Origin of the sequence: Flavobacterium sp. MDT1-60 (assembly GCF_014844035.1) — a bacterium.
Taxonomy (GTDB): Bacteria; Bacteroidota; Bacteroidia; order Flavobacteriales; family Flavobacteriaceae; genus Flavobacterium.
Genome location: NZ_CP062159.1, coordinates 4,939,133 through 4,951,944, shown reverse-complemented (window position 1 = coordinate 4,951,944; position 12,812 = coordinate 4,939,133). Strand labels below are relative to the sequence as shown.

Genomic DNA, 12,812 nt, shown 5'->3' with positions numbered 1-12,812 from the left:
ATTTGTGTAATTCGTGGCAAACAAACTACACCATTCAAAAAATCCTTTTAATCCTCTCAATCTGTGGCAAAAGATCAAAATACTTTCACAAATCCCAACCCATATTGCTGACCATTATAAAAAGGCATTATCATAGAAGTCGATTTATTTTCAGAAGACGATTTGAATATTTTTTTGGTAATATACGGATTCATCCAATATGCGATTTTGGTACTTAAAATCCCGATTCCGGCTCCGGCAGCGACATCGGTTAGCCAATGACGGTTGTTGTAAATTCTGAAAAGCCCGGTTCCGGTTGCTACGGCGTAACCGGCAATTCCGTACCAAATCGATTTGTCTTTGTATTCCTGCCATAAAAACTCGGCTCCGGCAAAAGCTGTAGCGGTATGTCCGGAAGGAAAAGAGTTATTTGAACTTCTATCAGGTCGTTCTTCATGTACGATCGATTTTAAACCCAAAACGGTTGTGGCCATAATTGCGTACGAAGTCACAAATATTACTGAACGATCTCTCATATTATTCTTGCCTTTTACACCAAAAGCATTCAAAGCATAAACAGAGGCTGCGGGGGCATATTGCGAGAAATCATCAATAGTGATTTTTTCATCAATATCTTCGGTAACTTCTGCTTTTATCTGTGAATTGAAACTCAAAAGCTGATCACTTTCCAGACCAATTATGCCGTAACCAATCAATACAGCGGGAATAATTAATTGCTTGTAGTTGAATTTTAAAGAATTGGAAGTGCTGTCAATTTTAGCAATAGAATCATTTTGTTGTGCATTGGCAGAAAAGAACCCGAATAGAAATACCAGAGAAATCGTTTTGTAAAACATCTTTCGTTATCGTTATAAGTTGCAATGATAACGAATGTGTTAACTAACTATTTTTAGATTAATTGAACCTTAAGCGAATATTAATCAGTTGTGTTTGAATGGAGTAGTTGAGTTAAGATTGGCTAAATATTCAAATATGAAAAGACCAAATTCAAAAAATCAAGCTCAATACAAACTAATTAACAAAATAGTCCCAGCGGACGTTATATTTATAGAAAATTATTATCACATTTTAATAAACCCCATCGGGTGACATATTTGATCGCGATGAATGTCGCTCTGCTGGAGCTTTACTAAAGAATCTATAAATTGGCTATAAATATTATGCTCCGCCGGAGCTTTAATTTTAAGATCTAAACTTTCAACGAAAACCAAAACGTACTTCCCAATCCCAAATTACTTTCTACGCCAACACTTCCGTTTTGAGCTTCAATAAATTCCTTGCTAATCGCTAAACCCAATCCAGTTCCGGATTTTTGACTTCCCGGAACCTGGAAATATTTATCGAAAACTTTGTCTTTGTATCTTGTGTCAATTCCTTTTCCGGTGTCGATAACCTGAAATACGATTTGATTGTTTTCTTTTTTTAATTGGATGACAATCGTACTTTTTTCAGAAGAATATCGGATTGCATTCGACAAATAATTAATCAGAACCCAGCCTGTTTTTTCGCTGTCCGCTTTTACGTCTTCGAGGTTTTCATCAGCATCAATAACCAATTTAATCTGCTTTTGATCTGCTTGAACTTTTACGGCTTCCACAGCATAATTTACAATTTCATGTGGATTGCTTTTTTCGATATTCAGCTGAATATTTCCAGTTTCCAATTGTGATAAATTCAGTAATTCTCCCGTAATTTTTAGTAACCTCTGACTATCATCTTTAATGCTTTCGACCAATTGTTTCTGGTCGTCATTCATATCGCCCGTTTTGGCATTTTCAAGTAATTGAAGGCTTAGTTTTATAGACGCAATTGGCGTTTTTAATTCATGCGAAACGGTTGCAATAAAATTGGTTTTGGCAAAATCAAGTTCTTTAAAAAGGGTAATATTTCGTAGAATAATTACATCACCAATATTGATTTCTTTTTCTTCACCTGTTGGAATTATCGTAATATTTAGAATTTCTTTTTCGAAATAACTTTCCTTTCCGTGTGCATAAATTTTAAGCGGTTGTTTTTTAGGAGAATCGATCTCTTCTTTTACAATCAAAGAACGAATTAAATCATTTGACAAGGCTAGAGTAGAAGCCGATTTCCCAATAACATCCTCCAATTTCATTCCGATAATTTTCAAAGCTTCATCATTCATAAATAAAACAATACCTTCATTATCCAAACCAATAATAGGGTCGTTCATGTTATTGATGAGCGTTTCAAGTCGCTTTTTCTCAAAGAACAACTTATATAAATTACTGTCATTGTATTCCTGAAGTTTCTGTGCCATAGTATTGAACGATTTGGCCAAATCTCCATATTCGCTGTGGCTGGTAAAATGCACACGCTCCGAATAATTTTTATTCGCAATTTCTTTGATACTTTGGGTTAGTTTCCTTAATCGGATTTGCAATGTTATTCGGTAAATTAACCAATAAGTTAAAAGCAATCAAAAAGCACAAACTTCCCACAATGGCAATCCATAAATTGGCATTTTCTGCGGTATGTTTTGCAATATCGCTTTTCTGTTTTATGGCGTCCAGATTCAGTTTCATAATGGCAAAAATATCTTGCCTGATTTGCGCTTTTATGGTTTCATCTGCACTGTTTTTTTCTAAAAGCGAAAAATCATTTTCAAGTTTAGCAGTTGCTTCTTTTTCACCGGGCTCGGTAACATTTTGCGTCTGTTTTTCCAGATATTCCTTAAAAATATGAATCTTAGTGTCTGGACTTTCTTTAATTTCATCCAAAGACAAAATCATATTTCGCGAATATTCCAGCGTATTATAATTCGCTTTCAGAATATTCTCTGTGTCTGCTTTTATCAAAAAAACAGAGTAACCGCTTACCAGCGAAAGTATAATGATCATCAAAAATAACAATCCAACACCCAGATTCAATTTGGTTTTAATTCTCATTTTATAAAACATTTAATTTTTTTTGAACTATATAAGTGATATAAGAAAATATTAGAATTACTTTAATTAACCGCAAAGTTCGCAAAGCTTTATCACTACAAAGCTTTGCAAACTTTGCTTTGTTATCAATTACGCAAGCCTAAAATCTTAGCCCCCTTTGCGGTTAAATTAACGCACCAACTTTAAATGAACTTATATGACTTATATGGTTTAAATATTTTTTTACGATAATATAACAAGGTCGACATTCGATAAAGACAGGCGATTTAATAAACGTCTGAAAATCGTTGTAGACAAAATTACTTTAAATAAATTCAAATGCGGTTTTCCGATGCAGACAGTTGTAATTTGTTTTTCTTCTACCGCAATCAAAATCGCATCGGCAATATTTTTGTGTTCTAATTTGATAACCTCTGCTCCTAATTGCACTGCCAGTTTAAAGTTATTAATTAAATGTCTTTGTTTATCTAATGCAATTTTGGTACTGCTTTCTTTCGGTGTTTCTACATACAAAACATACCAGGCTCCGTTATAATAACTCGCTAATCGTGCGGTTTTTCGAATCACAATTTTAGCCGTTTTATCATTACTGCTAATGCAGGCCAAAAGTTTCTCATGACGTAAAGCATGCAGTTGAGGTACTTCATTTTCCACTTTTCGAACTACCTGGCTCGCCACTTCTTTCAGAGCCAATTCACGTAATTGTAAAATTTGATCCGATTTAAAAAAGTTGGTCAAAGCGGTCTGAATTTTATCAGCCGTATAAATTTTGCCTTCTTTCAAACGCACAATCAAATCTTCCGATGTCAAATCGATATTCACCACTTCATCAGCCAGACGCAAAACATTATCCGGAATCCGTTCCTGAACATCAATATTAGTAATCCGTTTTACAGCTGAATTTAAACTCTCAATATGCTGAATATTAACCGCCGAAATCACATTGATTCCCGCATCTAAAATTTCTAAAACATCTTGCCAGCGTTTTTCATTTTTGCTTCCCTCAACATTAGTGTGCGCTAGTTCATCAACAATAACAACTTCTGGTCTAAGGTTGATAATCGCCTGTACGTCGAGTTCTTCAAGTTGTTTTCCTTTATAGAAAATGGTTCGCCGCGGAATCACAGGCAAACCTGCTAATAATTCATGCGTTTCCTTTCGCATGTGCGTTTCGATGTAACCAATTTTTACATCGATTCCATTCTTCAACAACGAATGCGCTTCCTGAAGCATACGAAAAGTTTTGCCCACACCAGCGCTCATCCCAATGTAGATTTTAAACTTTCCTTTTCGTGATTTCTGAATCAGATCAAGAAAGTGCTGTGCGTTATTTTTCTGTTCCATAAAAATATGCTTTAAGCCATAAGCTGTAAGCTTTAGGCAGTATCACTCTTCAAAAGCTTACTGCCTAAAGCCTATAGCTTAAAGCTAAAATGAAATTGCCAACGAAGTCGTTACAAACGTATTCGTATCCGTTGGAAGATTGTTTTTTGTAAATATTTCATCTTTACTCGATAGATTTCTGGCTTCAATTCTAAACATTACATTATCAGTAACTAAGTAATCAAAGTTAGCTGAAAATCCGTAAGTTTTAAAACCGTTTGGAGTTTCAGTTGCGATGATTACACCTTTTTCATCACTATAATATTCACCACGCGCTGCTAACTGAATTTTATCTGTTGGTTTGTATTGCAGAATCAAAACTGGCGAAAACCAAGTGTCGTATTTGTTACTGCTTTTAGCCGATTGTTGCGAACCAACATCAAAACCAGCTGTAATATTTGTTTTGTCGGTTACTTTAAATTGTCCGTAAAAGTTATTAAAATAACGCCATTTTTTATCGATATCCGGCTGTTCATTTCCAACATAAGTACTCCAGTTTAAAACTATTTTATCAGTTGGTTTATAAGTAATTTGCGTTCCAAAAGCAGGCGTGTGATTTCCGTCTATTTTCTGAATACGTTGCCAGCCATTCAAGTACATTGCCGCCAAATACCATTCACCGGATTCAGATGTGTAACCAATTTTTACTCCCGTTTCATAATAAGGAGAATTTTCAGCCAAAATACTTCGCGTTAGCGTTTGGCAATCTTTTCCAATGGCGCTTTCAAAACCAATATGCGCTGGCATAATTCCCGCATCAATCCACAAATTATGACTTTGCGAAATCTTAACACCAACATTTGCTTCATAAACATTTTTTAATAAATCCTGTTCCGCCGACATATTGTATTGTGCATAAGTTCCGGCCATTAAGGCAAAATTTCCGCGAATATTATCTTTCGAATAATTCACTTTTGCCATACCTAAATTCAGGTTGACTTCATTACTTCTGTTGTAGTTGTAAAAAAATCCCGGGCGCGTATGATTGTCCGGTTTCCCGAAATCATAGCTGTAATAAACATCAACATATCCAGAAAACGTCAACGGACTTTTCGATTCTTCTTGTGCCTGTAAATTGCCAAAACAGAAAGCGATTAAAGCAATAAGTATTATTTTTTTCATTTTTGTTTTTATTATTTGGGGTAAAAAAGGCGTATTAATTTTAGTAGTAGGTTTTTTAAGGAGCTGTTTCCTGCTATCCGCTATATCTTTTTAGGCAGATCGTTTACGGTAAATAAGATATATTTCCAATGCCTAAAAAGGATACCGCTTCTATCAGGGCTAGGGCACTCAGGGTAAAAGGATGTTTTTCGTTCTAATTTTTTCATCCAGTTTGTCATTCCGAGGAACGAGGAATCCCCGCAAGAAACTCCTCAAAGAAACTCGCCAATCTGTGTCGAGCTACTTGTGGGGATTCCTCGTTCCTCGGAATGACATAAAATGCGTTTAAAAAATGCTTATAATCTACTTTAAAGCATCCAAAGCCACATTCAATTCCAACACATTCACAGTTGGAGTCCCCATAACTTTTGGAGTATTGATATTAGCTTCCACCAAAGCTTTCACTTTATCTTCATCCAGTTTTCTTTCTTTAGCAATACGTTTCACCTGAATCAAAGCACCTTCCGGAGAAATATTCGGATCTAAACCACTACCGGAAGCCGTAATCATATCAGATGGAATCTCTGATTTTTTCAAATAAGGATGAACGATTAAAAACGTATCAATTCTTTTTTGAACCAAAGCCAGATACTCAGCATTGCTTGGTCCTTTATTGCTTCCGGCACTTCCGGCCGCGTTATAATCTACAGCCGAAGGTCTTCCCCAGAAATAATTCGGCTTATCGAATTTCTGACCAATTTTTTGGTATCCAACAACTTTTCCGTTAACTGAAAGAGTTTCTCCTTTTCCGTGATTCGGAGCAAACTGTGCAATTCCATAAATTGCAAGTGGGTAAATAACTGCGAATAAGATTAAAGTAAGCGCAGTAAGTTTTAAGAGTGAAAATATGTTTTTCATTTTTTTTCTTTTTAGAGGTTCTAAGGAACTAAGGTTCTGAGGTACTAAGAAAAAAACTTAGCACCTTAGCATCTCAGAACCTTAGCAACTTTTTTTTACATAAATAGAGCAACAACTAAATCAATTAATTTAATTCCGATAAAAGGAACAATCAAACCGCCCAAACCATAGATCAAAAGATTTCTTTTTAATATGGCACTCGCACCAATTGGCTTGTAATCAACACCTCTCAACGCAAGCGGAATCAAGATCGGAATAATAATCGCGTTAAAAATCACTGCTGATAAAATCGCACTTTCAGGACTATGCAAATGCATGATATTTAAACCTTGCAAAGCTGGAATTGCAGTGATAAAAAGCGCAGGAACAATCGCGAAATACTTCGCTACGTCATTGGCAATTGAGAAAGTCGTTAAAGTGCCGCGAGTCATTAAAAGCTGTTTTCCAATTTCGATAATCTCAATAAGTTTTGTTGGATCGTTATCAAGATCGACCATGTTTCCAGCTTCTTTCGCGGCTTGGGTTCCGCTGTTCATGGCAACACCAACATTGGCTTGCGCAAGGGCAGGAGCATCATTAGTTCCGTCACCCATCATGGCGACAAGTTTACCCAGATTTTGCTCGTTTTTGATGTAGTTCATTTTATCCTCCGGTTTTGCTTCGGCAATAAAATCATCTACACCCGCAGCTTCGGCAATAAACTTAGCCGTTAGTGGATTATCTCCGGTAACCATTACTGTTTTTACACCCATTTTTCTCAATCGGTCAAAACGTTCTTTCATTCCGGTTTTAATGATATCCTGTAATTCAATAACACCTTGAACCTGATTGTTTTTAATCACTACCAACGGCGTTCCTCCATTTGTAGAAATGTCAATTACTTTTTGAGCAGTATCTTCGGGAAAACTATTTCCTGCCTGAAGTGCAATGTTTTTTGCAGCATCCTGGGCACCTTTTCGAATATTGGTTCCGTCTTTTAAAACAACTCCGGAAGTTCTGGTTTCTGCGGTAAATTTTATTGTGTGTGAAATGTTATCTGTAAAATGTGAAATGTCTTCTTGCATTTTGCCATTTAAATTGATCGTTTTGCTCAATTCAATAATACTTTTTCCTTCCGGAGTATCATCTGCAAGAGAACTCAACACGGCAGATTTAATAAAATCATCCAAAGAAATTCCTTTTGTTGGATAAAAATTGGTTGCTTTTCTGTTTCCAATGGTGATAGTTCCTGTTTTATCCAAAAGCAAAACATCGATATCTCCGGCAGTTTCAACTGCTTTTCCAGATTTTGTAATTACGTTGGCACGCAAGGCTCTGTCCATTCCAGCAATCCCAATCGCAGAAAGCAAACCACCAATTGTGGTTGGAATCAAACAAACAAATAGTGCAATAAAAGCAGCAATTGTTATCGGTGCATTCGCATAATCAGCAAATGGTTTTAGAGTAACACAAACAATCACGAAGATTAAGGTAAAAGCTGCTAACAAAATTGTCAAAGCTATTTCGTTTGGTGTTTTTTGACGGCTTGCACCTTCAACCAAAGCAATCATTTTATCCAAAAAACTTTCGCCCGGTTCAGAAGTTACGATTACTTTAATTTTATCAGATAGCACTTTTGTTCCGCCGGTTACTGATGATTTATCACCGCCGGCTTCACGGATTACAGGAGCACTTTCTCCGGTAATCGCGCTTTCGTCAATAGTTGCCAATCCTTCAATAATTTCTCCGTCAGTTGCAATTAAGTCACCTGACTCACAAACGAAAATATCTCCTTTTTTTAATTCTGATGAACTAATATTTTTGATTTCTCCGTTTGGTAAAATTTGTCTTGCCGGAGTTTCTTCACGTGTTTTTCTTAAACTGTCTGCTTGTGCTTTTCCTCTGGCTTCGGCAATGGCTTCGGCAAAATTGGCAAACAAAAGCGTTGCCAGTAAAATGAAGAACACAATTAAATTATAAGTAAAACTGCCTTGATCTGTTGCTCCCATCAAAATGGAAACACAAACAGCAAACATAATGGCAGTTCCTATTTCTACGGTAAACATTACCGGATTTTTGATCATCAATTTTGGATTAAGCTTTACAAAAGATTGCACCAAGGCTTCTTTTACCTGTTTGCTTTCAAATAATGATGCGGATTTATTAGTTGTCATTTTCTTGTAAAAAGTTAAATGTTATTTGTTAAATGTTATGCGTTGGATAAACATGTAGATTAGAAAACCATAGCCAACGGTTTCAACCGTTGGAACGCAACGTATATCACAATCTGTGTCCCTGTGGTTGAAAACACAGGTTATGTTTATTGAGCATTATTTTAAAGTAAAATATTCAGCCAATGGGCCTAAAGCCAACGCAGGAAAGAATGATAAGGCAGCAATAATTGCTATTACAGCGAAAACCATTACTCCAAAAATAGAAGTGTCTGTTTTTAAAGTTCCAGCACTTTCCGGAATGTATTTTTTATTAGCCAATAATCCGGCAATTGCCAATGGCCCAATTATCGGAATGAAACGGCTTAACAGCAATACAATTCCAGTCGTAATATTCCAGAACGGATTGTTATCTCCTAAACCTTCAAAGCCAGAACCGTTATTAGCAGCACTCGAAGTATATTCATATAACATTTCAGAGAATCCATGATTACCAGGATTGTTTAGCCAGCCAGTCGCATTTCCGCTGAACCAATAGCCCATTGCGGTGTCATGTGCAGCAAAATAAGAAGCTAATGCTGTTCCTGCTAAAATTAATAAAGGATGAAGAATTGCTATAAAAGCAGCAATTTTAATTTCGCGGGCCTCGATTTTCTTTCCTAAAAATTCAGGAGTTCGACCCACCATTAATCCGGAAATAAATACTGCAAGAATAATGAAAATATAAAAGTTCAGGATTCCGACACCACAACCTCCGTAAAAAGCATTGACCATCATAGCGAGTAATTGCATCGCGCCGGAAATTGGCATAGAACTATCGTGCATACTGTTTACAGAACCTGTAGAAATTACAGTTGTAGCAATACTCCAGAATCCTGAAATGGCTGGACCAAAACGAACTTCTTTTCCTTCCATCGCTCCGGTTGTCTGAGCAATTCCCATTTTTTCTATCGCTGGATTTCCATTAAGCTCACTGACAACAGTCGGAATAACAAGGAGTAAAAAACCAACGGTCATGACGCCGAAGATTACGTAGGATAGTTTTCTTTTCTTTAGATAAAAACCTAAGGCAAAAATCATGGCAAACGGAATGATTAATTGTGCCCAAAGCTCAACTGCATTCGTGAAATAAGTTGGGTTTTCTAAAGGATGTGCCGAATTGGCTCCAAAAAAACCACCGCCGTTTGTGCCAATATGTTTGATAGCGATAAAAGCTGCAGCCGGCCCGCGTGAAACTTGTACCGAATCGCCTTGTAAAGTTGTAATGGTATCTTTTCCTTCAAACGTCATAGGAGTTCCGCTAAATAATAGAGCAACTGCTACAATAGCTGAAAGGGGTAATAAAATACGAGTACAGCTTTTGATGAAATAATTATAGAAATTCCCCAGTTTATCTGTAGTTCTTTCTTTCATTGCTGTAAAAATCATTGCGGCAGCAGCCATTCCAACACCAGCAGAAACAAATTGCAGGAACATTAAGAACATTTGTGATAGGTAAGAAACCCCGCTTTCGCCTGAATAATGCTGCAAATTACAGTTTACCACAAAAGAAATAGCCGTATTAAATGCTAAATCAGGACTCATTGAAGGGTTATTATCGGGATTTAAAAACAACGATCCCTGAAAGAGTAAAATAAAAAAGCAAAGAAAGAACCAAATCATATTGATACTTAAAAGAGCTTTTAAGTGTTGTTTCCAGTTCATTTCTTCAGTGGAATTGATTCCGCTGATTTTAAAAATAAATTTTTCAATTGGATTGAAAATCGGGTCAAAAAGGGTTTTATCTCCTAAATAAACTTTAGCGATATATTTCCCTAAAGGAATGGCTAAAACTATCGAAATGATAAAAATGCTAATGACACCAAATAACTCTGTGTTCATATTTTGTTTGTTAGAAATTAAATAAAATTTGGGCTTTTATAAAAACGCAATAAGCGTTATAAAAGCTAATGTCCAAGCCACAAAAACATATAATAGTAGCTTTTTTCCTGACTGTGACTTTTTCAATTTTAGAATTTTTCAGGTTTAATTAATACGTAAACCAAATAGCCAAAAACGGCGATAGAAATAATAAATAGTACAGTCATGATTTAGATTTTTTCAAAGAATTCAACTGATTTAAAACAAATGGCAAACAGTAAAACTGCCAATGCGAGTAAAAGAAAAGTGATCATAATGTTATTTTAGATTTTAGATTTTTGCGCGATTAACCAATTAACCGATTAAACATTTTTATACGCCTGAAGCATTAACCTGTTTGATATATTCGGCCTTAAGCGTTTGTGGGAAAAGATGTGAAATATTGCAGTGACGCACTTCCATAAAAGAAGAAACGGAGAAAACATACACATTCGAAATGGCATTTTTAGTTTCTATGCTTCCGGTAATAAAGAGACGTTCAGCAAGAGCCAGACATTTTTTTGCACGTACGATATTTCCGGAAATAATAGATTTTTTGGTTATCTCGGCAAAGCGTTCAGCTTGTTTGTAGATTGAGGTTACTTGATTTTTCATACGTAGATAATATTTGTTTTTTAAAGGAATATGGTATCGTCATTCTTTGGTTCAGTTTTTAATTTGAATCATGACGATTTCATGAGAATGAATTTTTATGTTCTCTCTCCTTATGCCAAAATATGTTCCGAAAAAATCAAGTTGTAGTTAAAGTGCTGTAAATAAAAGGAATGTAGTTTTGTGCCAAAAATCAGGCATAAAAAAAGCCTATCAAAATGATAAGCTTTTCTCGTTTTGATAAGCATTGAATATTCAAGTCCAAGAATTTTAGTCCCATCGGGACGTCATATTTATAGAAAAAATAGAGATTAATAGATAGAACCCCATCGGGGGGGGGTGATATATTTGCAACCGATATGTCACTCCGATGGAGCTTCTTCAAAATACGATTGCAATATTCTATAAACATCCTGCTCCGCTGGAGCTTTAAAATTGGTTATTGAATTTTGCAATTGTTATTGAATTCCATACTCTTCTAATTTTCGGTACAAAGTGGCAATTCCAATTTCGAGCAAACGTGCTGTTTCAGCTTTATTTCCCTTGGTATAATTTAAAACCTTCTGAATATGCAGTTTTTCAATACTCTGCATAGAAAAAGCCGACATCGATTTTGTTGCTTTTTCAGGCTGATGCTGCATTTCATAAGGCAGAACATCTGAAGTTAAAGTATCGCCATTACTCAAGATAACCGACCTTTCGATAATATTTTTAAGTTCCCGAATATTTCCCGGCCAGGAATAGTTTTCTAATTTCTGCAGAAAATCATCAGAAATAGTTAAAGTTTTTTTGTTCGTTTTTTCAGAAAATTGCTTGACAAAATAATGCGCTAATACTGAAATATCTTTGATTCTTTCGCGCAAAGAGGGCAATTTGATTTCGAAAATATTCAATCGAAAATACAAGTCAGAACGAAAACGATGTTCATCGCTTTCTGTTTTTAAATCTCTATTAGTTGCCGCAATTAACCTGAAATTTGATTTTTTTGGAGTTGTATCTCCAACCGGAATATATTCGCTGGTTTCTAAAACGCGCAATAATTTAGCCTGCAAATCAATTGGCATTTCACCAATTTCATCCAAAAACAATGTACCGCCATTGGCTTCTTCAATAAAACCTTTTTTATCTTTTAAAGCTCCGGTAAAAGCACCTTGTTTATGTCCGAATAATTCACTTTCAAGAATTTCTTTGCTGAAAGTACTGCAGTTTAAAGCCACAAAAGATTTTCCAACGCGATTACTGTTTTCATGAATGGCTTGCGCAAAAACCTCTTTTCCGGTTCCCGTTTCTCCGGTAAGCAAAACAGTCGAATCTGTTTTTGCAACTTTTTGTGCTAAATCAATAACTTGTTCGATTCCTTTAGATTTTCCTATAATGGTAGTAAAAGAATATTTATCGCCAATCCGTTTTTCGAGTTGTTCTACCTTTTTCTGCAACTGTACTTTTTCGACAGCTTTATAAAGAAGCGGAATAATTTTATCATTATCATCACCTTTTACAATATAATCAAAAGCACCATTTTTCATGGCCTGAACACCATCTGGAATATTCCCGAAAGCAGTTAATAGAACTACTTCTACTAAAGGAAAACTGCTTTTTATATTCTGAAGAAAATCAACGCCATTTCCGTCAGGTAATTTCACATCACACAAAACGACATCAATTTCAGTTTGTTCCAGTTTTTTAAAACCCGATTTTAAATCTTTAGCTTCAAAAACTTCAAATCCTTCCGATTTTATAATACGTGCCAGCAGGCTTCTCAGTTTTTCTTCGTCGTCTATAATTAAAATTTTATGTGTCATTTGTGGGAAAGGCTAAAATCGAAAGTTGTTTTGAAATA

9 protein-coding genes and 1 pseudogene are annotated in these 12,812 nt (G+C 35.6%); all 10 read right to left on the bottom strand.

Annotation, left to right across the window (positions count from 1 at the left end; all coding sequences use genetic code 11):
* Nucleotides 1-74: 74 nt before the first annotated feature.
* Nucleotides 75-836, bottom strand: coding sequence for a phosphatase PAP2 family protein (locus tag IHE43_RS20800; RefSeq protein WP_192185679.1), 762 nt, complete (start codon nucleotides 834-836; stop codon nucleotides 75-77).
* 353 nt (nucleotides 837-1,189) lie between these two features.
* Nucleotides 1,190-2,909, bottom strand: a pseudogene (locus IHE43_RS20795) (ATP-binding protein).
* 222 nt (nucleotides 2,910-3,131) lie between these two features.
* Nucleotides 3,132-4,253: a sensor protein KdpD gene (locus tag IHE43_RS20790; protein ID WP_192185678.1), complete on the bottom strand. Its 1,122-nt coding sequence runs from the start codon at nucleotides 4,251-4,253 to the stop codon at nucleotides 3,132-3,134.
* A gap of 84 nt (nucleotides 4,254-4,337) precedes the next feature.
* Nucleotides 4,338-5,414, bottom strand: a complete 1,077-nt coding sequence (locus tag IHE43_RS20785; protein ID WP_192185677.1) for a porin — start codon at nucleotides 5,412-5,414, stop codon at nucleotides 4,338-4,340.
* A gap of 342 nt (nucleotides 5,415-5,756) precedes the next feature.
* Entirely contained in the window at nucleotides 5,757-6,311 is a 555-nt protein-coding gene (locus IHE43_RS20780; protein ID WP_192185676.1) for a K(+)-transporting ATPase subunit C, read from the bottom strand.
* Nucleotides 6,312-6,406: 95 nt separating this feature from the next.
* On the bottom strand, nucleotides 6,407-8,464 hold the full coding sequence (gene kdpB, locus IHE43_RS20775) for a potassium-transporting ATPase subunit KdpB (RefSeq protein ID WP_192185675.1): 2,058 nt from the start codon (nucleotides 8,462-8,464) through the stop codon (nucleotides 6,407-6,409).
* A gap of 156 nt (nucleotides 8,465-8,620) precedes the next feature.
* A complete protein-coding gene (kdpA, locus tag IHE43_RS20770; protein ID WP_192185674.1) occupies nucleotides 8,621-10,342 on the bottom strand; it encodes a potassium-transporting ATPase subunit KdpA in 1,722 nt (573 codons plus the stop codon).
* Nucleotides 10,343-10,470: 128 nt separating this feature from the next.
* Nucleotides 10,471-10,548, bottom strand: coding sequence for a K(+)-transporting ATPase subunit F (kdpF, locus tag IHE43_RS20765; RefSeq protein ID WP_192188266.1), 78 nt, complete (start codon nucleotides 10,546-10,548; stop codon nucleotides 10,471-10,473).
* A 145-nt stretch (nucleotides 10,549-10,693) separates the two neighbouring features.
* The gene (locus IHE43_RS20760; protein WP_026730398.1) at nucleotides 10,694-10,975 is read right to left on the bottom strand and encodes a hypothetical protein; all 282 of its coding nucleotides are present in this window, start codon (nucleotides 10,973-10,975) and stop codon (nucleotides 10,694-10,696) included.
* Between the two features lie 455 nt (nucleotides 10,976-11,430).
* Nucleotides 11,431-12,774 carry a sigma-54 dependent transcriptional regulator gene (locus IHE43_RS20755; protein WP_192185673.1) on the bottom strand — a complete coding sequence of 448 codons (1,344 nt, stop codon included), beginning with the start codon at nucleotides 12,772-12,774 and terminating at the stop codon, nucleotides 11,431-11,433.
* Between the last annotated feature and the right edge of the window lie 38 nt (nucleotides 12,775-12,812).